The sequence below is a fragment of the Streptomyces rimosus subsp. rimosus genome, from assembly GCF_000720725.1.
Taxonomy (GTDB): domain Bacteria; phylum Actinomycetota; class Actinomycetes; order Streptomycetales; family Streptomycetaceae; genus Streptomyces; species Streptomyces rimosus_A.
On record NZ_JOCQ01000028.1, the window covers coordinates 13,960 to 38,713 of the forward strand.

The 24,754-nt window shown below is 71.5% G+C and carries 21 protein-coding genes; 15 read left to right on the top strand and 6 right to left on the bottom strand.

Annotated features, from left to right (window positions below; all coding sequences use genetic code 11):
• Window positions 1–60: 60 nt before the first annotated feature.
• The 10 genes from gdhA (at window position 61) to gatB (ending at window position 12,275) form a co-directional block, all read left to right on the top strand.
• On the top strand, window positions 61–1,443 hold the full coding sequence (gene gdhA, locus IH45_RS0116610) for an NADP-specific glutamate dehydrogenase (protein WP_050514908.1): 1,383 nt from the start codon (window positions 61–63) through the stop codon (window positions 1,441–1,443).
• 102 nt (window positions 1,444–1,545) lie between these two features.
• A complete protein-coding gene (locus tag IH45_RS0116615) occupies window positions 1,546–2,088 on the top strand; it encodes an LOG family protein (RefSeq protein ID WP_030668019.1) in 543 nt (180 codons plus the stop codon).
• A gap of 128 nt (window positions 2,089–2,216) precedes the next feature.
• Entirely contained in the window at window positions 2,217–2,906 is a 690-nt protein-coding gene (locus IH45_RS0116620; protein WP_030668024.1) for an SDR family oxidoreductase, read from the top strand.
• Between the two features lie 48 nt (window positions 2,907–2,954).
• Entirely contained in the window at window positions 2,955–3,980 is a 1,026-nt protein-coding gene (locus tag IH45_RS0116625) for a methionine synthase (protein WP_030668038.1), read from the top strand.
• A gap of 31 nt (window positions 3,981–4,011) precedes the next feature.
• On the top strand, window positions 4,012–6,228 hold the full coding sequence (gene ligA / locus IH45_RS0116630; protein ID WP_030668041.1) for an NAD-dependent DNA ligase LigA: 2,217 nt from the start codon (window positions 4,012–4,014) through the stop codon (window positions 6,226–6,228).
• 156 nt (window positions 6,229–6,384) lie between these two features.
• Entirely contained in the window at window positions 6,385–8,508 is a 2,124-nt protein-coding gene (locus tag IH45_RS0116635) for a putative bifunctional diguanylate cyclase/phosphodiesterase (protein WP_030668044.1), read from the top strand.
• 199 nt (window positions 8,509–8,707) lie between these two features.
• Window positions 8,708–9,004 (top strand): Asp-tRNA(Asn)/Glu-tRNA(Gln) amidotransferase subunit GatC, encoded by a 297-nt coding sequence (gatC, locus tag IH45_RS0116640; RefSeq protein WP_003984986.1) that lies wholly within the window; start codon window positions 8,708–8,710, stop codon window positions 9,002–9,004.
• Between the two features lie 5 nt (window positions 9,005–9,009).
• Window positions 9,010–10,503: an Asp-tRNA(Asn)/Glu-tRNA(Gln) amidotransferase subunit GatA gene (gene gatA, locus IH45_RS0116645; protein ID WP_030668049.1), complete on the top strand. Its 1,494-nt coding sequence runs from the start codon at window positions 9,010–9,012 to the stop codon at window positions 10,501–10,503.
• Window positions 10,500–10,742 (top strand): hypothetical protein, encoded by a 243-nt coding sequence (locus IH45_RS0116650; RefSeq protein WP_030668052.1) that lies wholly within the window; start codon window positions 10,500–10,502, stop codon window positions 10,740–10,742. The genes gatA and IH45_RS0116650 overlap by 4 nt, the downstream gene beginning before the upstream one ends.
• A 24-nt stretch (window positions 10,743–10,766) precedes the next feature.
• Window positions 10,767–12,275: an Asp-tRNA(Asn)/Glu-tRNA(Gln) amidotransferase subunit GatB gene (gatB, locus tag IH45_RS0116655; protein WP_030668055.1), complete on the top strand. Its 1,509-nt coding sequence runs from the start codon at window positions 10,767–10,769 to the stop codon at window positions 12,273–12,275.
• Between the two features lie 66 nt (window positions 12,276–12,341).
• On the opposite strand, the gene IH45_RS0116660 is transcribed toward gatB, so the two are convergent.
• Window positions 12,342–14,090: a chitinase gene (locus tag IH45_RS0116660; RefSeq protein WP_394298678.1), complete on the bottom strand. Its 1,749-nt coding sequence runs from the start codon at window positions 14,088–14,090 to the stop codon at window positions 12,342–12,344.
• Between the two features lie 347 nt (window positions 14,091–14,437).
• Between IH45_RS0116660 and IH45_RS0116665 the strand changes: the two genes are divergently transcribed.
• The gene (locus tag IH45_RS0116665; protein ID WP_030668061.1) at window positions 14,438–16,051 is read left to right on the top strand and encodes an FAD-binding oxidoreductase; all 1,614 of its coding nucleotides are present in this window, start codon (window positions 14,438–14,440) and stop codon (window positions 16,049–16,051) included.
• Between the two features lie 39 nt (window positions 16,052–16,090).
• On the opposite strand, the gene IH45_RS0116670 is transcribed toward IH45_RS0116665, so the two are convergent.
• From IH45_RS0116670 to IH45_RS01000000143710, 5 genes are read right to left on the bottom strand one after another with little or no spacing between them, the layout of a single operon-like run.
• Window positions 16,091–16,351, bottom strand: a complete 261-nt coding sequence (locus IH45_RS0116670; protein ID WP_030668064.1) for a hypothetical protein — start codon at window positions 16,349–16,351, stop codon at window positions 16,091–16,093.
• Window positions 16,352–16,380: 29 nt separating this feature from the next.
• Window positions 16,381–16,866 carry a glycine-rich domain-containing protein gene (locus IH45_RS01000000143705; protein ID WP_030668068.1) on the bottom strand — a complete coding sequence of 162 codons (486 nt, stop codon included), beginning with the start codon at window positions 16,864–16,866 and terminating at the stop codon, window positions 16,381–16,383.
• Window positions 16,867–16,901: 35 nt separating this feature from the next.
• Window positions 16,902–17,162 (bottom strand): DUF7848 domain-containing protein, encoded by a 261-nt coding sequence (locus IH45_RS0116680; RefSeq protein WP_050514909.1) that lies wholly within the window; start codon window positions 17,160–17,162, stop codon window positions 16,902–16,904.
• Between the two features lie 11 nt (window positions 17,163–17,173).
• Window positions 17,174–17,449: a hypothetical protein gene (locus IH45_RS0116685; RefSeq protein WP_030668073.1), complete on the bottom strand. Its 276-nt coding sequence runs from the start codon at window positions 17,447–17,449 to the stop codon at window positions 17,174–17,176.
• Complete coding sequence (locus tag IH45_RS01000000143710) at window positions 17,446–17,664, bottom strand: hypothetical protein (RefSeq protein WP_032917604.1); 219 nt, start codon at window positions 17,662–17,664, stop codon at window positions 17,446–17,448. The genes IH45_RS0116685 and IH45_RS01000000143710 overlap by 4 nt, the downstream gene beginning before the upstream one ends.
• A 103-nt stretch (window positions 17,665–17,767) precedes the next feature.
• On the opposite strand from IH45_RS01000000143710, the gene IH45_RS0116700 reads away from it, so the two are divergent.
• From IH45_RS0116700 to IH45_RS0116715, 4 genes are all read left to right on the top strand, one after another.
• Entirely contained in the window at window positions 17,768–18,970 is a 1,203-nt protein-coding gene (locus IH45_RS0116700; protein WP_030668076.1) for a helix-turn-helix domain-containing protein, read from the top strand.
• Between the two features lie 195 nt (window positions 18,971–19,165).
• Window positions 19,166–21,310 carry a phosphocholine-specific phospholipase C gene (locus IH45_RS0116705; RefSeq protein ID WP_030668078.1) on the top strand — a complete coding sequence of 715 codons (2,145 nt, stop codon included), beginning with the start codon at window positions 19,166–19,168 and terminating at the stop codon, window positions 21,308–21,310.
• A gap of 255 nt (window positions 21,311–21,565) precedes the next feature.
• Complete coding sequence (locus IH45_RS0116710) at window positions 21,566–23,896, top strand: MMPL family transporter (RefSeq protein ID WP_030668080.1); 2,331 nt, start codon at window positions 21,566–21,568, stop codon at window positions 23,894–23,896.
• 153 nt (window positions 23,897–24,049) lie between these two features.
• The gene (locus IH45_RS0116715; RefSeq protein WP_030668083.1) at window positions 24,050–24,691 is read left to right on the top strand and encodes a hypothetical protein; all 642 of its coding nucleotides are present in this window, start codon (window positions 24,050–24,052) and stop codon (window positions 24,689–24,691) included.
• Window positions 24,692–24,754: the final 63 nt, after the last annotated feature.

Consider the following 24,754-nt stretch of genomic DNA (forward strand, 5'->3'; position numbering starts at 1 on the left):
GCCGCGCGCCCGGACTCCGGTCCCTGACGGTCCTTCGCCGGCCACGAAGGGAAGAAAGACATGTCGACAGTTCACGCCGGAACAGGTGCGGCCGGCCGCGGAACAGCGGTGTCACTGGAGCAGCTGCACAGGGAACTGGTGCGCCGCAACCCCGGGGAACCCGAATTCCACCAGGCCGCCCTCGAAGTGCTGGGGACCCTCGCCCCGGCGCTGGCCGCCCGTCCCGAGTACGCCGAGGCCAAGATCGTGGAGCGGATCTGCGAGCCGGAGCGCCAGATCGTCTTCCGCGTGCCGTGGCAGGACGACGCGGGCACCGTCCACATCAACCGCGGCTTCCGGGTGGAGTTCAACAGCGCGCTCGGGCCCTACAAGGGCGGGCTGCGCTTCCACCCGTCCGTCAACCTCGGCATCGTCAAGTTCCTCGGCTTCGAGCAGATCTTCAAGAACGCGCTCACCGGCCTGAACATCGGCGGCGGCAAGGGCGGCAGCGACTTCGACCCGCACGGCCGCTCCGACTCCGAGGTCATGCGCTTCTGCCAGTCCTTCATGACGGAGCTGCACCGGCACCTGGGCGAGCACACCGACGTCCCGGCGGGCGACATCGGCGTCGGCGGCCGGGAGATCGGCTACCTCTTCGGCCAGTACCGGCGGATCACCAACCGCTGGGAGGCCGGGGTGCTGACCGGCAAGGGCCTCGGCTGGGGCGGCTCCACGGCGCGCACGGAGGCCACCGGCTACGGCAACGTGCTGTTCACCGCCGAGATGCTGCGGCTGCGCGACGAGGACCTGGACGGGCAGCAGGTCGTGGTCTCCGGCTCCGGCAACGTCGCGATCTACACCATCGAGAAGGCCCAGGCGCTCGGCGCGAACGTGTTGACCTGCTCGGACTCCGGCGGCTACGTGATCGACGAGAAGGGCATCGACCTCGCCCTGCTCAAGCAGGTCAAGGAGACCGAGCGGGGCCGCATCGAGGAGTACGCCGACCGGCGCGGCGCGTCGGCCCGGTACGTGCCGGGCGGGCGGGTGTGGGACGTGGCGTGCGACGTGGCGCTGCCGTCCGCCACCCAGAACGAGCTGGACGCGGACGCCGCGCGCGTCCTGGTGCGCAACGGCGTCAAGGCGGTCTCCGAGGGCGCCAACATGCCCACCACGCCCGAGGCGGTGGCCCTCCTCCAGGAGGCGGGCGTGGCCTTCGGCCCCGGCAAGGCCGCCAACGCGGGCGGCGTGGCCACCAGCGCGCTGGAGATGCGCCAGAACTCCGGCCGCGAATCCTGGACCTTCGAGCGCACCGAGGGCGAACTCGCGACGATCATGCGCACCATCCACGACACGTGCGCCGAGACCGCGGAGCGCTTCGGGGTGCCGGGGGACTATGTGACGGGCGCGAACATCGCGGGCTTCGAGCGGGTGGCGGAGGCGATGGTGGCGCAGGGGCTGATCTGACGGGAGGGGCGGCAGGTACGAGGCCCCCGCCCTGGACGGCCGGGGTCGGGGCCGCTGCCGGGGCCGGAGCCGCTGCCGGCGGCGGCTCGTAGAGTGACCGGCATGAACATCTGTGTCTTCTGCTCCGCCGCCGACCTCGACGCCCGCTACACCACCCCCGCCCGGGAGTTCGCCGAGCTGATCGGCAAGGGCGGGCACGCGCTGGTGTGGGGCGGCTCGGACACCGGCCTGATGAAGGTCATGGCCGACGGCGTGGAGACGGCGGGCGGCCGGCTCGTCGGCGTCTCGGTGGACTTCCTTGCGCACAAGGTACGGCCCGGGGTCGACGACATGGTGATCACCAAGGACCTCGCCGAGCGCAAGGCCGAGCTGCTGGCGCGCGCCGACGCGATCGTCGTCATGGTCGGCGGCACCGGCACGCTGGACGAGGCCACCGAGATCCTGGAGCTGAAGAAGCACGGCCTGCACACCAAGCCCGTGGTGCTCCTGAACACCGCCGGTTTCTACGACGGCCTCAAGGAGCAGTTCCAGCGCATGGAGGACGAGGGCTTCCTCCCGGTGCCGCTCACGGAGCTGGTGTTCTTCGCGGAGGACGGGGTCGGCGCGCTGGCGTACCTGGAGGAGCGGGCGGGCATCCAGGGCTGACCGGGCCATCAGGGCTGACCGGGCCCCGGTGTACGAGACGGGGCGACGCCCGGCGGGCCGGATCCGGGGATTCCGCTCCGCGCGGACGCACCCGCCCCGGCCCGCCGCCCGTCGTTAAGATCGCCCCCATGGGTACGCACTTGATCACGGGCGCAGGATCGGGCATCGGAGCGGCGGTCGCGCGGCGGCTCGCGGACCGCGGCGAGGAGCTGTGGCTGCTGGCGCGCGACGCGGGCCGCGCCAAGGAGCTGGCCGGGCAGTTCCCCGGGGCCCGTACGGTGGTCGGCGACCTCGCCGCCCCCGAGAAGCTGGACTGGGCCTTCGGCAAGCAGCCGCTGCCGGACCGGCTGGACTCCCTGATGCACATCGCGGGCGTCGTCGAACTGGGCGCGGTCGGCGACCTCGGCCCCAAGGCATGGCAGCGCACCCTCGCCGCCAACCTCCTCTCGCCCGCCGAGCTGACCCGCCAGTTCCTCCCGCAGCTGCGGATCGCCAAGGGCCACGTGATCTTCGTCAACTCGGGCGCCGGCCTGAACGCGGGCCCCCAGTGGGGCGCGTACGCCGCCAGCAAGCACGGCCTGAAGGCGCTGGCCGACTCCCTGCGGGCCGAGGAGCACGGCAACGGCGTACGGGTGACCTCCGTCTACCCGGGCCGCACCGCCACCCCCATGCAGGAGAGCGTCTTCCGCCAGGAGGGCCGGGAGTACGACGCGAGCCGGTGGATCGACCCGGAGTCGGTGGTCACCACCATGCTCATGGCGCTCGACCTGCCGCGGGACGCGGAGATCAACGACGTGACGGTACGTCCGGGGCGATAACCCCGCCCGCCCGGCCCACCGCGGCCGACGGCCACTTACCCTCGACGGGTGACCGAGAACAACACCCCCGCCCGCCTCGCCGGCAACGCCGGCACCGGCACCGCCACCGGCATCGGGTCGATGCCGGGCGGCGACGCCCGCGAGGCCGCCAGGACCGTGACCGGCTCGCTGGAGACGCTGCCGTACCTGCCGGAGCTGCCCGCCCGGGGGCCCGGCGCGGACATGATCGGCCGGACCGCCGGACTCCTCGTCGAGGTGTACGCCCACGTGGAGCCGAGCGGCTGGCGGATCAGCGACCGGCCCGGCCGCGACACCCGGCGCGCCCGGTCCTGGATGGGCGAGGACCTCGACGCGCTGGAGGAGTTCACCCAGGGGTACGAGGGCGACCTCAAGGTCTCGGTGGTCGGTCCCTGGACCCTGGCCGCCGCCCTGGAGCGGCGCAACGGCGAGGCCGCCCTCGGCGACGCCGGCGCCTGCCGGGACCTGACGGCGTCGCTGGCCGAGGGCGTGCGCGCGCACCTCGCCGATCTGCGGCGCCGGGTGCCGGGCGCGCGCCCGGTGCTCCAGCTGGACGAGCCGTCCCTGACCGCCGTCCTCCGGGGCGGCGTGAAGACGGCCAGTGGCTACCGCACGCATCGCGCGGTGGACCGCGCCGTCGTGGAGGGCGCCCTGCGCGATCTGATCACCGCCGCCGACGTACCGGTGATCGTCCACTCCTGCGCCCCGGACGTCCCCTTCGCCCTGCTGCGCCGCGCCGGCGTGTCCGGCATCTCCTTCGATTTCGGGCTGCTCACCGAGCGTGAGGAGGAGGCGATCGGCGAGGCCGTCGAGGGCGGCACGACGCTTCTGACGGGCGTGGTGCCCGGCGTGGACGGCCCATTGTCAGACCCTGCCGGTAGCGTCATGGGTGTCAGGACGCTGTGGCGCAGGCTGGGGCTGTCGCCGGGGACTCTCGCCGAGTCCGTGGTGGTCACCCCGTCGTGCGGACTGGCGGGCGCTTCGCCCGCATATGCCCGTACGGCCCTCGCCCACTGCGTCCGGGCAGCGAGATCGCTCGCGGACAACCCTGAGTGACGGCACTCAAGGATCACGGGAGGACGTAACGGTGGCCGGCGAAGAGCACACGGCGGGGCACGCGGTGCCCGCGAAGGCGCGGGAAGAGCACGCCCATCTGGCCGAGCAGATCGAGGAGCACCGCTTCCGCTATTACGTCAGGGACGCCCCCGTCATCAGCGATGCGGACTTCGACAAGCTGCTGCGGTCGCTGGAGGCGCTGGAGGAGAAGCACCCGGAGCTGCGCACCCCCGACTCCCCGACGCAGAAGGTCGCCGGGCAGTACGAGACCGAGTTCACCGAGGTCGCCCACCGCGAGCGGATGCTCTCGCTGGACAACGCCTTCGACGACGAGGAGCTGGCGGCCTGGGCCGAGCGGATCGCGACGGAGCTGGGCGGCGACCCCAAGAGCGCCGGCTACCACTTCCTGTGCGAGCTGAAGGTCGACGGCCTCGCGGTCAACCTGACGTACGAGAACGGCCGGCTCACCCGCGCCGCCACCCGCGGCGACGGCCGTACGGGTGAGGACATCACGCCCAACGTCCGCACCATCACCGAGATCCCGGACCGCCTCAAGGGCGACCGCGTCCCGGAGCTGGTGGAGGTCCGCGGCGAGGTCTACTTCCCCATGGAGAAGTTCCTCGAACTGAACGAGCGGCTGGTCGCCGACGGCAAGCCCCCGTTCGCCAACCCGCGCAACGCCGCCGCGGGCTCGCTGCGCCAGAAGGACCCCAAGGTCACCGCCACCCGGCCGCTCCACATGGTCGTGCACGGCATCGGCGCCCGCGAGGGCTTCGACATCGACTGCCAGTCGCACGCGTACGGCCTGCTGCGCGAGTGGGGCCTGCCCACCTCCGACCACAACGAGGTCGTGGACTCCCTGGAGGCGGTGCGCGACTTCATCAAGCGCTACGGCGACCCGGAGACCCGGCGCACGGCCGTCGCCCACGAGATCGACGGCACGGTGGTCAAGCTCGACGAGATCGCCCTGCAAGGCCGCCTGGGCTCCACCTCCCGCGCCCCGCGCTGGGCGATCGCGTGGAAGTACCCGCCGGAGGAGGTCAACACCAAGCTGGTCGACATCCGCGTCGGCGTCGGCCGCACCGGCCGCGTCACGCCGTACGCCGTGGTCGAGCCGGTCACGGTCGCCGGCTCCGAGGTCGAGTTCGCCACGCTGCACAACCAGGACGTGGTCAAGGCCAAGGGCGTCTACATCGGCGACACGGTCGTGCTGCGCAAGGCGGGCGACGTGATCCCGGAGATCCTGGGGCCGGTGGTGGACCTGCGGGACGGCAGCGAGCGGGAGTTCGTGATGCCCGCCGAGTGCCCCGAGTGCGGTACGGCGCTGCAGCCCGCCAAGGAGGGCGACGTCGACCTGCGCTGCCCCAACGCCCGCTCCTGCCCCGCCCAGATCCGCGAGCGCCTGTTCTACCTGGCCGGCCGCAAGTCCCTGGACATCGAGAACTTCGGCTATGTGGCGGCCACGGCGCTGAGCCAGCCCCTGGAGCCCGCCGAGCCGCCGCTGAAGGACGAGGGCGACCTCTTCGACCTGTCCATCGAGCAGCTGCTGCCCATCAAGTCCTATGTTCTGGACCCGGACAGCGGGCTGCCCAAGCGCGACCCCAAGACGGGCGAGGAGAAGGTCGTCACCTTCTTCGCCAACCAGAAGGGCGAGCCGAAGAAGAACGCCCTGGCGATGCTGGAGAACATCCAAGCGGCCAAGGAGCGCCCGCTGGCGCGCATCCTGACCGGTCTGTCGATCCGTCATGTCGGCCCGGTGGCGGCCCAGGCGCTGGCCATGGAGTTCCGTTCGCTGGACCGGATCAGGGACGCGAGCGAGGAGGAGCTGGCCGCCGTCGAGGGGGTCGGCGCGACCATCGCGGCCTCGCTCAAGCAGTGGTTCGCCGAGGACTGGCACCGCGAGATCGTGGAGAAGTGGCGGACCGCCGGCGTCCGGATGGAAGAGCAATCTGCCGAAGATGAAGGCCCGAGGCCCCTGGAAGGCGTCACCGTCGTTGTAACGGGCACACTTCAGTCACACACCAGAGATGGCGCGAAAGAAGCCCTGCAGCGTCTCGGAGCGAAGGTGACCGGTTCCGTTTCGAAGAAGACCGGTTTCGTGGTGGTGGGAGACAATCCTGGTTCGAAGTACGACAAGGCCATGCAGTTGAAGGTGCCTGTGCTGGACGATGACGGCTTCGCGGTGCTGCTGGAGCAGGGTCCCGATGAAGCACGAGCGGTAGCTGTCACTCCGCCTGAGGGCGAGTGAGGAGTCACCTCATCGGCGCATAGCAGATGGTTCCGGATGGCCGGGTCGCATTCGGGCAACCGCTGCCGATCGCTGCCCGTGGCGGCCTTCTGCGGCCTACTGTTGAGGTGTGCGCCTGCCGTGGCGCGGGCACAGCCGGCTGTGAGAGGTATCGGAATGAAACCGACCGACAGCGCCGCTCCGGCGTCGCGGCTTGGCCGGCTCGTCGCGCCCGCGCTGCCCGCGGCCGTCGTGCTGGCGGCGGGCAGCGCGCTCGCGGCGGGAGTGGTCCGGACGCTCGGCGCCGGCCGGGCGCTCTTCCCGGAAGGCGTCGTCGGCTGGGCCCTGGCCATCCTCACCGGCGTGATCGTGGGCCATCTGGTCGCGCTCGGCCGCGACCGCTGGTGGGGCGGCACCGGATCGGGTGCCGCCCTGGCCCTCGCCGTCCTGCTGCTGTACGGCTGGGTGCCCGCCGTCCTGGTGAGCGTGGCCGTCGTCGTCCTGGTCGGTGCCGCCCGCCGGCACCGCTGGCGACAGGCCCTGCTGCACGGCGCGGTGGACGTCCTCGGGATCGGCGCCGCGGCGCTGGGCCTCGCCGCCTTCCACGTCGTACCGACCATCGAGCACCCGTGGCAGCCCGCGGCCTGGGACCTGTCCGTCCTGCCGGACATCCTGGTCGCGGCCCTCGCGTACCTCCTGGTCACCCGCTCCCTGCTGTGGTTCACCATGGCGCCGCGCAGCGGCGGCCTGCCCACCATCGCCCGCACGGCGCTGGCCCGGCAGGCCCTGGTCGGCGTGGCGCTGCTGGGCATCTCGCCGCTGATCGTGGTCGCCGCCGTGCACGCGCCGTTCCTGCTGCCGATGTTCGCCGTCCCGCTGATCGCCCTGGACTCCACCCTGTGGATCGCCCGCGCCCGCGCCGAGGAGCAGCTGCGCGACCCGCTGACCGGCCTGCCCAACCGGCAGTGGCTGCTGGAGCGCACCTGGACCGCGCTGGACGACGCCGAGCGCATCGGCGCCCGTTCCGCCCTGGTCCTGATCGACCTCGACCTCGACCGCTTCCGTTCGGTGAACGACACCCTCGGCCATCTGGCCGGCGACCGGCTGCTGCTCCAGATAGCCGACCGGCTGCGGCACGCGCTGCCGCGCGGCGCGGAAGCCGCCCGCCTCGGCGGCGACGAGTTCGCGGTCCTGCTGCCCACCGCCGACTCCCTGACCAGCGCCCAGCGGGTGGCCCGCAACCTGGTCGCGGCGCTCGGCTCGCCGCTCGACCTGGACGGCCTCACCCTCGTGCTGGAAGCCAGCGCGGGGGTCGCGGTCTTCCCCGACCACGCGCTGGACGCCGAGGGCCTGCTGCGCCGGGCGGACGTGGCCATGTACCAGGCCAAGCGGGACCGCAGCGGCGTCGAGGTCTACGAGGCCAAGCGCGACGGCAACACCCCGGACCGGCTGGGCCTGTTGGGCGACCTGCGCCGCGCACTGGACGCCGGCGACGTGGAACTGCACTACCAGCCCAAGGTGGGGTTCGACGGACACGTGGCCGGGCTGGAGGCGCTGGTCCGGTGGGTCCATCCGGAGCGCGGCAGGGTTCCGCCGGACGAGTTCATCGCCATCGCCGAGTCCTCCGGGCTGATGCCGCGCCTGACCGAGTACGTGCTGGAGACCGCCCTCGCCCAGGTGGCCCGGTGGCGCGCCTCCGGCCTGGAGGTGCCGGTCGCGGTCAACGTCTCGCCCCGCGACGTGCACACCCCCGGCTTCGCCGGCGCGGTGGCCGCCCGGCTGGCCCGCCATCAAGTGCCGCCCGGCTCGCTCCAGTTGGAGATAACGGAACATGTGCTGCTGGAGGACCCGCAGCGGGCCGCCGACACCCTGGCCGGGCTGACCGGGCACGGCGTCAAGATGTCCCTGGACGACTTCGGCACCGGCTACTCGTCCCTCGTCCACCTGCGCCGCCTCCCGGTCAGCGAGCTGAAGATCGACCGCAGCTTCGTCGCCCGGCTGGCGGTGGACAACGAGGACGCCGAGATCGTCCGCTGCACCCTGGACCTCGCCCACTCGCTGGGCCTGCTGGTGGTCGCCGAGGGCGTCGAGGACGACGAGACCTGGGAGCGGCTGCGCGACCTGGGCTGCGACGCGGTGCAGGGCTGGCTGGTCGCCGCCGCGATGCCGCCGGACGAGACCACCGCCTGGCTGCGGGCCCGCGGCGAGCGCGGCTGGCAGCGCGAGACGGAGCGTCCCGCCGCCGAGCCCCAGCACGAGCGCGCCGCGGCGGTCGAGGAAGCCGACCAGCGCGTCACCTGAGGTCCGGCACCCCCGCGGGCCGCCCGCCCGCGTAGGGCCGGCCCCTTTCCGTACGGCTGCCCGCCCCGCCCCGTACGCCCCGGGAGCAGTGCCCGGCGAGCCGCACCGGGAATGCGTTTCGAACCTCTATTGCGTACGCCATAGGATTGGGCCGGACATCTGGAAGAACAGCCAAGACACTCACCCTGAGGATCGCTGCATGCCTGGCATCACGCGCGAGGAGGTCGCCCACCTCGCCCGGCTGGCGCGCTTGGAGCTGAAGGACGAAGAGCTCGATCACTTCGCCGGACAGCTCGACGACATCATTGGCGCGGTCGCCCGCGTCTCCGAGGTCGCCGACCAAGACGTACCGCCGACCTCCCACCCGCTGCCCCTGACCAATGTCATGCGCCCGGACGTGGTCCGTCCGTCGCTGACGCCCGAGCAGGCGCTGTCCGGCGCCCCGGCCCAGGAGCAGCAGCGTTTCAAGGTGCCGCAGATCCTGGGGGAGGAGTGACCGACATGGCAGATCTGATCAAGCTCACGGCCGCCGAGACCGCGGCGAAGATCGCCGCCGGTGAGGTCACCGCCGTCGAGGTCACCGAGGCGCACCTGGCCCGTATCGAGGCCGTCGACGAGAAGGTGCACGCCTTCCTGCACGTGGACCGCGAGGGCGCGCTCGCCCAGGCCCGCGCCGTGGACGCCAAGCGCGAGCGCGGCGAGAAGCTGGGCCCGCTGGCCGGCGTGCCGCTCGCGCTGAAGGACATCTTCACCACGGAGGGCATTCCCACCACCGTCGGCTCCAAGATCCTCGAAGGCTGGATCCCGCCGTACGACGCGACGCTGACCAAGCGGCTCAAGGCCGCCGACGTGGTCATCCTCGGCAAGACCAACATGGACGAGTTCGCCATGGGGTCCTCCACCGAGAACAGCGCCTACGGCCCGACCGGCAACCCCTGGGACCTCACCCGTATCCCCGGCGGCTCCGGCGGCGGCTCCTCCGCCGCGCTCGCCGCCTACGAGGCCCCGCTGGCCATCGGCACGGACACCGGCGGCTCCATCCGCCAGCCCGCCGCCGTCACCGGCACCGTTGGCGTCAAGCCCACCTACGGCGCGGTCTCGCGCTACGGCATGGTGGCGTTCTCCTCGTCCCTCGACCAGGGCGGGCCCTGCGCCCGTACGGTCCTGGACGCGGCCCTGCTGCACGAGGTCATCGCCGGCCACGACGAGCTGGACTCGACCTCCATCGACGCACCGGTCCCGCCGGTCGTCGAGGCGGCCCGCAACGGCGACGTCAAGGGCATGCGCATCGGCGTCGTCAAGGAGTTCTCCGGCGAGCACTACCAGGCCGGCGTCATGCAGCGCTTCAACGAGTCCGTGGAGCTGCTGCGCGAGCTGGGCGCAGAGATCGTGGAAATCTCCTGCCCGTCCTTCGACCTCGGCCTGTCGGCGTACTACCTCATCGCGCCCTCCGAGTGCTCCTCGAACCTGGCCCGCTTCGACGCCATGCGCTACGGCCTGCGGGTCGGCGACGACGGCACCCGCTCGGCCGAGGACGTCACCGCGCTGACCCGCGAGGCCGGCTTCGGCGCCGAGGTCAAGCGCCGCGTGATGCTCGGCACGTACGCCCTCAGCTCCGGCTACTACGACGCGTACTACGGCTCCGCGCAGAAGGTGCGCACGCTGATCACCCGGGACTTCGAGAAGGCGTTCGAGCAGGTCGACGTGCTGGTCTCGCCGACCACGCCCACCACCGCCTTCCCGATCGGCGAGCGCGCCGACGACCCGATGGCGATGTACCTCGCCGACCTGTGCACGATCCCGACGAACCTGGCAGGCAACGCGGCCATGTCGCTGCCCTGCGGCCTGGCTCCCGAGGACGGGCTGCCGGTGGGTCTGCAGATCATCGCCCCTGCCATGGCCGACGACCGGCTCTACAAGGTCGGTGCCGCGGTCGAGGCCGCGTTCACCGCCCGTTGGGGGCACCCGCTGCTTGAGGAGGCACCGTCCCTGTGAGTGGAAAGCTCGCGAAGGCCAAGGGCTTCAAGAAGTCCAAGGCCGGTACGTATCTGTCCATCGGCACCACGCTGTTCGGTGCGGTGAGCGTCGTCAAGCAGGCGAAGGCGGCCAAGGGTGAGCAGGACAAGCTCCAGCTCCTCGATGCCGTCGTCTCCGCCGCCGCCATCGCCACCGGAGTCGCGCTGCTGGTCCGCGATCTGCGTCGTCTCAACAACGACGATGTGCTCGCGGGCTGAGCGGGACTGAGAGGTTAGTTTTCCGTGACCGTCACTGAACTGGTGTCGTACGAGGACGCGCTGGCCACCTACGACCCCGTGATGGGTCTTGAGGTGCACGTCGAACTCGGCACCAAGACCAAGATGTTCTGCGGGTGCTCGACCGCCCTGGGCGCCGACGCCAACTCGCAGACCTGCCCCACCTGCCTCGGCATGCCCGGCTCACTGCCGGTCGTCAACGCGGTCGGCGTCGAGTCCGCGATCAAGATCGGCCTGGCGCTGAACTGCTCCATCGCCGAATGGTGCCGTTTCGCCCGGAAGAACTACTTCTATCCGGACATGCCGAAGAACTTCCAGACGTCGCAGTACGACGAGCCCATCGCCTTCGACGGGTACCTGGACGTCCAGCTGGAGGACGGCGAGATCTTCCGCGTGGAGATCGAGCGCGCCCACATGGAGGAGGACACCGGCAAGTCCACCCATGTGGGCGGCGCGACGGGCCGTATCCACGGCGCCTCGCACTCCCTCCTGGACTACAACCGCGCCGGCATCCCGCTCATCGAGATCGTCACCAAGCCCATCCAGGGCGCGGGCGAGCGGGCCCCCGAGGTCGCCAAGGCGTACGTCGCCGAGCTGCGCGAGCTGATCAAGGCGCTGGGCGTGTCCGAGGCCCGGATGGAAATGGGCCAGATGCGCTGCGACGTCAACCTGTCGCTGCGCCCGAAGGGCACCGAGAAGTTCGGCACCCGCTCGGAGACCAAGAACGTCAACTCGCTGCGCTCGGTCGAGCGCGCCGCCCGCTTCGAGATCCAGCGGCACGCGGCCGTGCTCTCCTCGGGCGGCACGATCATCCAGGAGACCCGCCACTTCCACGAGGAGGACGGCTCCACCACCCCCGGCCGGGTCAAGGAGGAGGCGGAGGACTACCGCTACTTCCCCGAGCCCGACCTGGTCCCGGTGGCCCCGTCCCGCGAGTGGGTCGAGGAACTGCGCAAGGGGTTGCCCGAGCTGCCGCGCGTACGCCGCAACCGGCTGCGCGAGGAGTGGGGCGTCTCCGAGCACGACATGCAGTCGATCCTCAACGCGGGCGCCGTGGACCTGATCGTCGCCACCACCGAGGCCGGCGCGGACTCCGCCGCCGCCCGCAAGTGGTGGATGGGCGAGCTGGCCCGCCGCGCCAACGAGGACGGCGTCGATCTCGCCGCCCTGGCCATCACCCCGGAGCAGGTCGCGCGGGTGGCGGCGCTGGTCGCCGAGGGCTCCCTCAACGACAAGCTGGCCCGCCAGACCATCGAGGGCGTCCTCGCGGGCGAGGGCGACCCGGACACCGTCGTGGAGAAGCGCGGCCTGAAGGTCGTCTCCGACGAGGGCGCGCTGGGCAAGGCCGTCGACGAGGCGATCGAGTCCAACGCCGCCATCGCCGACAAGATCCGCGGCGGCAAGGTCGCCGCGGCCGGCGCCCTGGTCGGCGCGGTCATGAAGGCCACCCGCGGCCAGGCCGACGCGGCCCGCGTCCGCGAGCTGATCCTGGAGAAGCTGGGCGTCGAAGGCTGATACCCGGTTCCGGTACGCGAGGGGCGGCACACCACCGGTGTGCCGCCCTTCCGCATGCGTGCCGCGCTACGGCAGGTTGTGCACGTGCGGCCCCACCGCGTTCGACCAGGCGTTGCCGGTCGCCGCGTCCCAGTTGGTGGACCAGGTCATGGCGCCGCGCAGGGACGGGTAGGTCTTGGCGGGCTTGAAGGAGCCGCAGCCGGTGCCCTTGGTGAGGCAGTCCAGCGCGTTGTTGACGACGCTGGGAGACACGTAACCGCCACCGGCAGCGCGCGTCGAGGCAGGCACACCAATCCCCACCTGCGACGGATCGAGGCCGCCTTCGAGCTGGATGCAGGCCAGGGCGGTGAGGAAGTCCACCGTGCCCTGCGAGTAGACCTTGCCGTCGCAGCCGAGCATCGAACCGCTGTTGTAGTACTGCATGTTGACGACGGTGAGGATGTCCTTGATGTTCAGCGCGGTCTTGAAGTAACCGCCCTGGGTGGACTGCATGTCGATGGTCTGCGGGGCCATGGTGATGACCAGCTTGCTGCCCGCCTTCTGGGACAGCGAGCGCAGAGCCTGCGACATATAGGTCGGGTTGATGCCGTTTTCGAGGTCGATGTCGACCCCGTTGAAGCCGTACTCCTGCATCAGCGCGTAAGCACTGTTGGCGAAATTGTTCGCCGAGGCGGAGTCGTTGACGGAGATGGTGCCCTTCTCGCCGCCGACGGACAGGATGACGTTCTTGCCGGCCGCCTGCTTCGCCTTGATGTCGGCCTTGAACTGGGCGACCGTGTAGCCGCCCAGGCCCGCCGAGTCGAGGTTGAAGGTGATCGCGCCGGGCGTGGTGGTGGCGTCGGCGAAGGAGACCGCGATGATGTCGTACTGGTCGGACACATCGCTGATCTTCTGGACGGTCGCGCCGTTGTTGAAGTTCTGCCAGTAGCCGGTGACGGCGTGCTTCGGCACGGAGGGCCCGGGCTCACCGCCACCCGGGGACGTGGTGGCGGTGACGGCCGCGGACTTGGCGGACTCGCCCGCCGCGTTGGTCGCGGCGACCTGGAAGCGGTACGCGGTGGCCGGACTCAGGCCGGTCACGGTGGCCGACGTGCCGGTGACCGCCTGGACCTTGGTGCCGTCGCGGTAGACGTTGTAGCCGGTGGCGTACTTCGCCGGGCTCCAGGACAGCGCTACGGAGGACGAGGTGACCGCGTCGGCGGTCAGCCCGGCGGGCACGTCGGGAACGGGGTCGCCCGGGTCGCTGTTGCCCCCGCCGTCCGGCCCGAAGACGCTGACATCGTCGGCGAAGTAGGCGGACTGCCCGTACCACCCGTGGGTGTAGACGGTGACGGAGGTGGTGGAGGGGCCGGTGGTGAAGGTGGTCTTCAGCTGCTGCCAGGTGGTGGCGCCGGGGGCCCAGGTGGACACATCGGTCGTACCGGTGCCGCTCGCGCCGAGATAGACGTACGAGCCCTGGACGTACGCGCTGAGCGTGTACGTGGAGTTCGGCTTGACCGCCACGGTCTGTGAGCACTTGGCCTGGTCGGAGCCGGACGGGGTGGCCTTCAGGGCCGAGGTACCGCCGTGCACGGGGGAGGACACGGTGGAACCGGCGCCCGCCGAACACGTCCATCCGGAGAGCCCGGACTCGAACCCGGGGTTCTTCGCGTTGTTGACGTCGGCGGCGGCGCCGGCGGCGGCGTGGGGGGCCGCCGAGGCGCCGGCCGCGGTGCCGGTGACCGCCAGGGCGGCGGCCGCCAGCCCGGTGAAGGCGGTACCGATCCACCGTCTGTGCCGGGAGCGGGGGGTGCGGGACATGAGGGGGTGCGGCATGGCTGTCTCCAAGTGATGAGCCCGGAAGGGCCGCCCGCCGGGTCCGGAGAGCGGGGCGGGCGTCGCGCATGCACAAAATGGTCCAGACCAATGCGGTTGTCAAGAGTTTGTGAAGTGTTCATGAGTGGCGGCCCGTTGCCCGGGCGCCCGGAAGAACCGTTCTTTCGGAGGACGCGGGCCGGTCGCGCGCCCTCCTGAGGGAGGGGCGGCAGTCGCTTCCGTACACCGTTCTCCTTAGGGGCGAGTTGGTCTCGGCGGACGATGTACCGGGGCCGCACGGGCCGGATGGTGGAGAGGTGAATCACGAGCAATCCCCGTCAACCACCCCACAGTTACAGGAGCGGACCATGGCCGAAGTGAAGCGCCGGACCCTGCTCGCGGGCGCGGCGGCGCTCGGCGGTACGGCCGCGGCCGCGGCGACGCCGGGCATCGCGGCAGCATCCCCTGCCGCCCCGTCCGCCCCCGCCGCATCCCCGGCCCCGGTCACCCTCGGCCCGGACGACCCCCGCTACTCCTCCCTCACCCGCCGCGGCAGCAACAGCCGTTTCGTCGGCAAGCCCGAGCGCGTCCACGTCGTGAGCACCACCGGGCAGGTCGTCGCCGCCGTACAGCAGGCCGTACGGGACGGCAAACGCATCGCCGTACGCAGCGGCGGCCACTGCTTCGAAAACTTCGTGGACGACCCGTCCGTCCGCATACTGATCGACACATCTCCCATGCGCGCGGTCCGCTACGACGCCGCCCGCCGCGCGTTCGCCGTCGAGCCCGGCGCCCTGCTGGGCGAGGTCTACCGCGCCCTGTTCCTCGGCTGGGGCGTGTCCATCCCGGCCGGCGCCACCGCGGAGGTCGGGGTCGGCGGACACGTCCTCGGCGGCGGGTACGGGACGCTCTCACGGCGGTACGGGCTGTCCGTGGACCACCTGTACGCCGTCGAGGTCGTCGTGGTCGACCGGTCGGGCCGGGCCCGCAGCGTGGTGGCCACCCGCGACCCCAAGGACCCCAACCACGACCTGTGGTGGGCGCACACCGGCGGCGGAGGCGGCAACTTCGGCATCGTCACCTGCTACTGGTTCCGCGACCCGGCGGCCGAGGGCGACGACCCCACCCGGCTGCTCCCCAAGGCCCCGGCGTCCGTCCTCACCTTCGCCGCGACCTGGAACTGGAAGGACGTCGACGAGCGCGCGTTCACCCGCCTGGTCCGCAACCACGGCACCTGGTACGAGCACAACAGCGCCCCGGACTCCTCGTACGCCGACCTGTTCAGCGTATTCATGCTCAGCAGCCGCAACATCGGCACCATCTCCCTGGTGGGCCACCTGGACGCCACCACGCCGGACGCCGAGCGGCGGATGCGCGCTTACGTGGACGCCGTCGGACGCGGAACGGGCGCCAAGCCGGCCGTCCAGCACCACGTCCGTCCCTGGCTGGAGGCGGTCGCCCTCGTCCAGGAGAGCGAGCCGGCCCCGTTCAAGGTCAAATGCGGCTACCTGCGCAAGAGCTACACGGACCACCAGCTCACCGCCCTCCACCGGCACCTGGCGGGCCCGGCGTCGGAGAACATCTCCGGGGCGCTGTGGCTGGTCTCGTACGGAGGCAAGGTCAACACCGTCGCACCGGACGCGACCGCCGTCGCCCAGCGCGACTCGATCCTCAAGGCGATCTACATGACCAGCTGGGACGGCGAGGAGGCAGCCGGGGCGAAACCTCTGGCGTGGCTCCAGGACTTCTACCGCGACGTGTACGCGGACACCGGCGGCGTACCCGTGCCGGGCGAGGTCAGCGACGGCTCGTTCATCAACTACCCGGACCGGGACCTGGCCGACCCGAAGCTGAACACCTCCGGCGTCCCGTGGCACACGCTGTACTACAAGGGCAACTACCCGCGGCTGCAGCGCGTCAAGGCGCGCTGGGATCCGCGGGATGAGTTCCGGCATGGGTTGTCGGTGCGGTTGCCGGGGTGACGTGGCTCGGGCCTGAGCCGGTTGCCGTGTTGATGGTGGTCAGTTCTCGCCGGGCGGAATGACGAAACCCCGAGCAGGGCCACCATCAGCACGTCGGCCGGGCCCCGGACCGGCTTCCCGGAACGTGGCGGCGATGGCCGCCAGGACATCAGCGGTGATGTCCTTCCGCGCCCCAGGGTCGGAGCTGTCGTACACCCGCCAAGTCCCCGCCGCATCGTCCGGGTCCTCCGGCGCGACGATCCCAGGGATGCCCAGCCGCCGCAGCGTGGCGTCCACGTGCCGGGCTTCTTCCGCGTCCATGCCCTCACCTCTCTCAGGGGTGCGGCAGCCTAGCTGCCCTGACTGCCACCGTGTGAGCCGCAGGCGCCGGGGTTGATGGGGCCGCAGCCGCCCGGCTTCGGGGTGTGCGAGCAGTTCGCCGCAACCGGTACGAGGACCTTGGCCGGCCCTGTCCACAGCTCGGTGTCCACGCTGTGCCCGGCCTGTTCGATCAAGGCCGCGGTACGGGCCAGCGCGCGTGCGTCGTGCCGCCCGGGGTCCGGCCGTTCCGGGTAGTGGTGCACGAATCGCCCGAGCCGTCCGCACATCTCGGCGTACGGGGCCGTGTGCAGAATCAGCGCATGCCACCCCTCGTCCACCACCCGTGACGGTGTGATCTTCGTTGTGGGGAATTTGGTGGCGGCGTCCACGAATTTGATCGCTTCCGTGACGATCCGGGTGGCCATGGCCTCGTCCATGCCGGGATTGTTGTCGATGACCGTTGCGACGACACCCCCGAATGCGGCAGGGGTGAGCAGCGCGCGTGCGTCGTGCATGTGCTGGGACTCTCTGTTGAGGTGGTGGATCGGGCTCAGCGGGGCGCCGGAAGCGGCGATGTCTCCGTCTGCCCCGCGTTCAGTTCCAGGCGGCGCACGAGTGCCACGTCCTGGAACGTCCGGGCGAACGTCGGATGCCCCGTACGGCCCGTGTGCGTCATCGCCGCCAGGTCGGCCGCCTCCAGGTCGGCGGTCGCCGTCAGCGTCCACGAGCATCCGCCGGTCAGGCAGCTCGCCGATACGGTGATCTCGCTTTGCGGGTGCGTGCCGATGGCGTGCTTCACAGCGCGGATCACGCTGCGGGGGCTCACGGGCGTACCGCCGGGGCGTTGACCGGCAGCCCCAGTACGCGCGGCTCGTGCGGGTGGTTGCGGATCTCCAGGGAGCAGTCCAGGGCTGCCGAGTGGTTGGTGTAACCGTCCGCCGTGCCCTGTCCCGTCCGGTACGCCCGCCGCCATGCCGCAGCGTGGGCGCACACCTTGCAGTCCTGGACCGGCACCGGTTCGAGTGACGGGACCTGCGTGGGGAGATCGACCGGCGGTTCCGGATAGCTTCGGTACGGTGCGCAGTGGGACCGGTTCACAGTCGGCTCCTGACCGGACGCGTCCAGGTCAGCGCCCGCGCGCGCTCTTCGCCGGTGGGCTTGCGCAGCTGGTCGGGACGCACCGCCCGCTCACGTCCGCCACCAGGCGGGACGAGGTACACGGCCCCTTGGAGCCGCCTGCGTACCTCGCCGATCCTGTCGTTCGTCGTGTCCACCGCGTACGTTCCCGTGGTGGGGGTCCAGTCGTGGTCCATGGTTCATCGCCGTCCCTCGGTATGTCGTACGGCGATCGTCGCGCCGGGACCGGTGTGGCCACCAGCGGCCCCGTGTAGGCCAGGTGTCGGCCAGACTGGCTTCATGGGGAGCCACATCGGGGCCAACATCCGGCGGGAGCGGGGCCGCCGTGGGTGGAGTCAGGAGCGCCTGGCACGTGAGATCTGCCGGGGCGCTGGGGTCGTGGGCGAGCCGGTTGGCCGCCAGGAGGTCAGCCGGTGGGAGCAGGGGAAGCGCACGCCCCGCCAGTGGCTGCCGTTCATCGCCGCTGCCCTCGGTGTGCCCGTGGGTGTGCTCATGGAGCCGCGGAAGCCCGATGAGCCACCCCTGCCTGCCCTGGCGGACTTCCTGCCCGACGATGATCCGCTGGCCCCGCTCGGCGCCCGCGCGGGCCGACGCGTCGGCATGGGGCAGGTGGGAGACCTGCAAAAGCGCGTGCACGGGCTCAGGCTCGCGGACGACGTACTGGCCGGGGGCGACTTGATCCGGCCCGCTCTGCGGGAACTCCGTGCCGCTGTCCGGGTCTACAAGGAAGGCGCCCACTCCGGGGAGGTGGGGCGTGCTCTGCTCAGGCAGATCGGCGAGTTGGCGCAGATCGCGGGATGGATTGCCAGTGATGCCGGACAGCATGTGGATGCCGAACGCGTTTACCGGCTCGGGATCAGCGCGGCGATGCAGGCGGACGACCGGACGCTGGCCGGGAACCTTGCCGGATCGCTGGCCTACCAACTGAGCAACACCGGTAGGGAGATTGAAGGGGCCCAACTCGCACAGGCAGCCCTCGATGGGGCCGAGCCGGATGCGCCCCCGAAAGCACGCGCCTTGTACCTCGATCGGGTGGCATGGGCCCACACCAAGGCAGGGGAAACCCAGTCCGCCATGCGGGCACTGGGAGAGGCCGGTGAGGCGCTGGCGGCAGACAGTGCGGGGGCCGAGTCGCCCGCCTACCTGTACTGGGTGGACGCCGGGGAACTGCGGGTCATGGAGAGCCGTGTCCACACCGAGCTGCGCCGTCCTTTGCGGGCCGTGCCCCTGCTGAGGGACGTGCTCGGCCGGTACGACACGACACACACTCGGGAACTCGCCCTGTACCTGTCGTGGCTGGCCGTCGCTCTGGCCGACGCGAACGAACCGGAGGAGGCGGCAGCGACAGCGGAACGGGTCATCACGCTGAGCGCGACCGTGGCCAGCAACCGCACGGCCGCACGGGTCCGCGTCGTATTGAAGCGGCTGGAGGGCTACCGGGACGTGCCGGAAGTCCGGGCGGTACTCGACGGCGCCGCGTGAGCGCCGAACAGCCCAGCGCTTGCCCGGCCAGGGGCGGGCACACCCGCCCACAGAAACCGGAACCATAAGTTCCCGAACTTGTCACCCCGATACCTATCGAACGCCACGCAGCTCCACTACCGTCCCGCTCGCCCCAGCCAATGGGCCGGCGGCGAACCATTGCCCGACCGTGGGCAGTCGACTGGGAGGTCGAGCGTGGCATCCGAGGTATCTCGTAGACGGGTCATGGGACTTGGCGCGGCGGCGGCCGGTGCGGCCGCCGCCGCGTCGCTGCTGCCGCCGTCGCTCCAGCAGGCGCTGGCGGCGGAGCAGCCCGTGGCTGCGGCCGGGTACGGACACGGGCACGGGCATGGCCGGGGCGGCCTCGGCGCCATCAAGCACGTCGTGGTGCTGATGCAGGAGAATCGTTCCTTCGACCACTACTTCGGCATGCTGCGCGGCGTACGCGGCTACGCCGACCGCAACGCCGTCCAGCTGCCCGGCGGTGACCGGAGCGTCTTCGAGCAGCCGGGCGCGTCCGGCGTCGGCACCGTGCTGCCCTTCTCCGTACGCGAGGCCGCGGCGGCCCAGAAGAAGGATCTGCAGTACATCGGGGCGCTCAACCATGACTGGAACGGTGGCGCCAAGGCGTGGCGCGACGGATGGATGGACAACTGGGTCACCGCCAAGACGGCCGCCACCATGGCCCACTACGACCGCCGGGACGTCCCCCTGCACTACGAGCTCGCCGACACCTTCACCGTCTGCGACGCCTACCACTCCTCGATCCACTCCTCCACCAGCCCCAACCGCAACCACCTGGTCAGCGGCTGGACCGGGCCCGAGCCGGGCTCCGGCAAGCGCGCGGTGGGCAACGACGCCTACGCGGAGGACACCCACCCCGGCTACGCCTGGCCCACGTACGCCGAGCGACTGGAGAAGGCCGGGCACAGCTGGCGCGTCTACCAGGAGTGGGACAACTTCACCGACAACAACCTGGAGTTCTACGCCACCTTCAAGGCCGTCATGAAGAAGGCGCTGGCCAAGGTGGGCGGTGGTGTGCAGAACATGACCGCGTTCTACGGGAAGGTCGCGGCGGCGGGTGAGGCGGAGCGCAAGAGGTTGCAGGGGCTGCTGGACGAGGGCGTACGGGCGCTGAGCGCGGCCGATCGCAGCCTCTTCGAGCGCGCGCTGCGCCGCGGCGAGCCGAACTCCACGGCCGCCGCCTTCGCCGCCGACGTCGCCTCCGGCGAACTGCCCGAGGTCTCCTACATCGTCCCCTCCGCGGCGGACTCCGAGCACCCCGGCTCGTCCTCACCGGTCGCCAGCGCCACCATCGTCTACAAGGTCCTCGACGCGCTCGGCAAGAACCCGGACGTGTGGCGGCACACTGCGCTGTTCCTGACGTACGACGAGAACGACGGATTCTTCGATCATGTGCCACCGCCGGTGCCTCCGCAGGGCACGGCGGGTGAGTTCTGGGACGGGAAGCCGACCGGGCTCGGGATCCGCGTGCCGATGCTGGTGATCTCGCCCTGGACGGTGGGCGGCTACGCCTGCTCGCAGGTCTTCGACCACACCTCCATCGTCCGCTTCCTGGAGCGCTGGACGGGCGTGCGCGAGCCCAACATCAGCGCCTGGCGGCGCACCGTCTGCGGCGATCTGACCAGCGCGTTCGACTTCTCGCGCGGGCGCCGGCAGCCCGCCGTCGAGCGGCCCGGCGCGATCCCGCCGTTCAGCGGGCGCTGGTCCCCGCGCCCGCCGCGCGAGCAGCAGCTGCCGCGTCAGGAGGAGGGGACCCGGCCCGCGCGTCCGCTGCCGTACCAGCCCGACGCGGACGGCGGCTACGACGCGCAGGGCAAGCGCTTCCGGCTCGCGGTGCGCAACAGTGGCCGGGCGAGCGCGCACTTCGCGCTGTACCCGTACGCGGGGGAGTACGGCACGCCGCAGCACCGCGACGTGCTGGGCCGGGCCGACTGGGAGGTGCCGGTCAAGGACGGCGCGTACCGATTCACCCTCACGGGCCCCAACGGTTTCCGGCGCGAGCACGCCGGTACGGCCGCGGGCGCCGCCGCCGCGGTCCGGATCAGCACCCGCCTGGACGCGCACCGGCGTGAGCTGCATCTCACGCTCGTCAACAAGGGGCGCGCGGACCTCACCTTCACTCTCAAGCCGCTGGCGTACGGCGACGCGGCCCCGCGCACGCTCACCGTACGGGCGGGCAGCACCCGTACCGTCGCGCACGCCGCGGCTGCCGTGCACGGCTGGTACGACCTGGACCTGTCCGTCGCGCAGGACGCGTCCTTCCGCCGCCGCTTCATGGGTCACATCGAGAACGGGAAGGAATCGATCACCGGCTGACCGGAGCGGGCGGAACCTGCCGTCTTCCGGTCGCCCGCCGATCGCGGCCGGGTTCCGCTTCCGGGTCCCTTTGTGGGGAAGTCCACAAAAGGGTCAAAGGATCTTTTCCCGCTGTCACTCTGCAAGAGGTACGGGCCCGTCGCTCCTTCGTCGGCAGGCGGCGGTCCCGTGCTTCCCCCTCCATTACGCGTTCGGCACCACGGGTACACCCCGGGAGACATCGGCGCCTGACCCGGGAAGCAGACGAAGAGCTCCATGACCGCACTGACCCGGTGGTGCCTGCGGCGCCGCATCGTCGTGATCGTGCTCTGGCTCGCCGCCTTCGCGGGAGCCGCCGCCGCGGCCGGAGCCGCCGGCTCCGCCTACTCCGACCGCTACGACGTTCCCGGTACGGAATCGGGGCAGGCCGGAGCCCTGCTGGCGCGGGCGTTCCCGGACCAGGCCCGGGGCGGTGACACCATCGTGTGGCACACCGACTCCGGCACCGTCCGCGCGGGCGCCGTGCAGAAGGACCTCCAGCAGACCCTCGACAAGATCACCCGGTTGCCCGGGGTCGCGTCCGTGCAGAGCCCGTACACCCCCCAGGGCGCGGGCCAGATCAGCCACGACGGGCACACCGCCTACGCGAACCTGTCCTTCGACGCCCCCGCCAACGGCACCGAGGATCTGGACAAGGCCCAGGTCCAGCGCGTGGTGGACACCGCCAGGGCCGCCGCGGGCGACGGGCTCCAGGTGGAGCTGGGCGGCGCGGGCATCGCGGTGACCGAGTCCTCGGGGACGCACCTCGCCGAGGCGATCGGCCTCGCGGCGGCCGGTGTCGTCCTCTTCCTCGCCTTCGGATCGCTCGCCGCGACCCTGTTGCCGCTGGTCACGGCGGTGGTGAGCGTGGGCACCGCCTCGGCGGGCATCGCGCTGCTCGGCCACGCCATGACGGTGGCCGACTTCGCCCCGATGCTGGGCATGCTCGTCGGCCTCGGGGTCGGCATCGACTACGCGCTTTTCATCGTGACCCGGCACCGCAGAGGGCTGAAATCCGGCCTCTCCGTGCGGGAGGCCGCCGAGCGCGCGGTCAGCGTCTCCGGGCGCGCGGTGGTCTTCGCCGGGGCCACCGTCTGCATCGCCCTGCTCGGCATGCTGGTGCTGCGGCTCGGCTTCCTCAACGGCGTCGCGCTCGCCGCCTCGCTCACCGTCGTCCTCACCGTCGCCGCCTCGATCACCCTGCTCCCGGCCCTGCTCGGGGTGATCGGGGAGCGGGCGCTGAGCCGGCGCGAACGGCGGCGGCTGGCCGCCGACGGGCCCCTTCCCGAGCCGCCCGCGGGCTTCGCCGCGCGCTGGTCAGGCTTCGTCGAACGGCACCCCAAGCTGCTGGGGGCGGCCGCCGCGGCCCTCATGCTGCTGCTGGCACTGCCCACGCTCTCCCTGCACCTGGGCACCTCCGACCAGGGCAACAATCCCGCCACCAGCACCACCCGCAAGGCGTACGACCTGCTCGCCAAGGGCTTCGGGCCGGGCTCCAACGGGCCGCTGTCCCTGGTCGGCGACCTCGACGGGGCCAAGGACCGGCTGGCTTTCGACCGGCTGCCGGCCGAGCTGCGTGCCACACCGGGCGTGGCGCAGGTACAGGGCCCGGAGTTCGACGGCAGCGGCAGCACGGGCGTGATCACCGTCGTACCGGACAGCTCCCCGCAGTCCCGGCAGACCTCCGACCTGGTGGAACGGCTGCGCGACGAGGTGCTGCCGAAGGCCGCCGAGGGCACCGGCATGCAGGTCCACGTGGGCGGCGTGACCGCGAGCTACGACGACTTCGCGGCCGTCATCGTGGGCAAACTGCCGCTCTTCATGGGCACCGTCATCGGCCTGGGCTGCGTCCTGCTGCTCCTCGCCTTCCGCAGCATCGGCATACCGCTGAAGGCCGCCGCGATGAACGTCGCGGCCGTCGCGTCCTCGTTCGGCATCGTGGTGGCGGTCTTCCAGTGGGGTTGGGGGAGTGAGCCGCTCGGACTGGGCAGCGCGGGCCCGATCGAGCCGTTCCTCCCCGTGATCATGGTGTCCGTGCTCTTCGGGCTCTCCATGGACTACCAGGTCTTCCTGGTCAGCCGGATGTACGAGGAGTGGCGGCGCACCGGCGACAACTGCCGCGCCGTACGGGTCGGACTGGCCGAGACCGGCCGGGTGATCAACTCGGCGGCGGTCATCATGATCGCGGTCTTCGCGGCGTTCGTGCTCAGCGGCGACCGCATCGTCGCGATGTTCGGCATCGGCCTGGCCGCCGCCGTCGCCCTGGACGCCTTCGTGCTGCGCACCCTGCTCGTACCCGCCCTGATGCACCTGCTCGGCGGCGCGAACTGGTGGCTGCCGGGGTGGCTGGAGCGGCGGCTGCCGCGGATCAGCATCGAGCCGCCGGAACTGGAACCGGAACTGGAACCGGAACTGGAACCGGAACTGGAACCGGAATCGGGACGTGGTCCGGTGCCGGGCGACGGCCCGGTGGCGGGGGCCGGCGTGGACGGAGCCGGGGTTCCGGTTGCGGTTCCGCTTGCCGTGCCGGGGCCGCGGCGGGGTGGTGAGGGGCTGGTACGGCGGTGATGCGGGGCTGGTACGGCGGTGACGGGCGGGCCGGGGCCGGGCAGGGCGGTCCGGCCGTCCCGGGCGGCTCGTACGTATAACGACGTGGCCGGTTTCCCCTGCGCCACGGGCGTTCTCATATGTCTCTCAGACGCGGCACCTACGGTCGCGCCCATGGACACGACGAAGACCGAAGCGCGCACCGACGACACGAAGGCGGCCGAGGCCGCCGAGGCCCCCGGTACGACGGAGGCCACCGGCACGTCCGAGGCTCCCGAGGCCAAGAAGGCGGACGGGGAGCCGGCTGCCGGCGCCGCGGTCGACGAGGACGCCCCGCGCGGCGCGGACGCCGCCGACGAGGACGGGGAAGGGACCGAGGACGCCGAAGCGGACGCGCCGCCGGCCACCGCCGCCGCGGCCGGCTCGGTGGCGTCCGGCGCCGGCGCCGTGGTCGCCGCGGGGCTGGGCCTGGCCTCGCTCACCGGCACCTGGATGGGCACGGTCCTGGCCGAGCGCCAGACGCTGCTCGGCCAGATCAAGCTGCAGACCGGCAAGGCCACCGACCAGATCGGCACCGTCTACGGCGCCCCCTGGCACACCCACGCCCTCGTCAACGGCCTGATCGCGCTGCTCGCCGTGGTGGTCGCGGGCCTGGTCCTCACCCGTACCCGCCCGGTCTGGGTACGGGCCGTGGCCTGGGGCGGTCTGGCCCTCGGCGTGCTGGGGATCATCGTCTCCGCGGGCATGTACTTCGACCTGTTCGCGAGCATGCCGACGCTGCCCAAGAGCGGTGGCGCCGGGACCCCCGGTTCCTGAGGCTCCTGCGCATCTGAGGTCCCCGTGAACCCTGAGGTCCCTGCGAAGCAGTCGGCCGCGGAC

Bases quoted from the DNA above. Each gene is read 5' to 3' on its own strand.
- IH45_RS0116670 (WP_030668064.1), bottom strand. From the start codon at position 16,351: ATGGACGCGGAAGAAGCCCGGCACGTGGACGCCACGCTGCGGCGGCTG.
- IH45_RS0116635 (WP_030668044.1), top strand. From the start codon at position 6,385: ATGAAACCGACCGACAGCGCCGCTCCGGCGTCGCGGCTTGGCCGGCTC.
- IH45_RS0116710 (WP_030668080.1), top strand. From the start codon at position 21,566: ATGACCGCACTGACCCGGTGGTGCCTGCGGCGCCGCATCGTCGTGATC.
- IH45_RS0116620 (WP_030668024.1), top strand. From the start codon at position 2,217: ATGGGTACGCACTTGATCACGGGCGCAGGATCGGGCATCGGAGCGGCG.
- IH45_RS01000000143705 (WP_030668068.1), bottom strand. From the start codon at position 16,866: ATGCACGACGCACGCGCGCTGCTCACCCCTGCCGCATTCGGGGGTGTC.
- IH45_RS0116660 (WP_394298678.1), bottom strand. From the start codon at position 14,090: ATGCCGCACCCCCTCATGTCCCGCACCCCCCGCTCCCGGCACAGACGG.
- IH45_RS0116665 (WP_030668061.1), top strand. From the start codon at position 14,438: ATGGCCGAAGTGAAGCGCCGGACCCTGCTCGCGGGCGCGGCGGCGCTC.
- IH45_RS0116715 (WP_030668083.1), top strand. From the start codon at position 24,050: ATGGACACGACGAAGACCGAAGCGCGCACCGACGACACGAAGGCGGCC.
- gatC (WP_003984986.1), top strand. From the start codon at position 8,708: ATGCCTGGCATCACGCGCGAGGAGGTCGCCCACCTCGCCCGGCTGGCG.
- IH45_RS0116700 (WP_030668076.1), top strand. From the start codon at position 17,768: ATGGGGAGCCACATCGGGGCCAACATCCGGCGGGAGCGGGGCCGCCGT.
- IH45_RS0116615 (WP_030668019.1), top strand. From the start codon at position 1,546: ATGAACATCTGTGTCTTCTGCTCCGCCGCCGACCTCGACGCCCGCTAC.
- IH45_RS01000000143710 (WP_032917604.1), bottom strand. From the start codon at position 17,664: ATGGACCACGACTGGACCCCCACCACGGGAACGTACGCGGTGGACACG.
- gdhA (WP_050514908.1), top strand. From the start codon at position 61: ATGTCGACAGTTCACGCCGGAACAGGTGCGGCCGGCCGCGGAACAGCG.
- gatA (WP_030668049.1), top strand. From the start codon at position 9,010: ATGGCAGATCTGATCAAGCTCACGGCCGCCGAGACCGCGGCGAAGATC.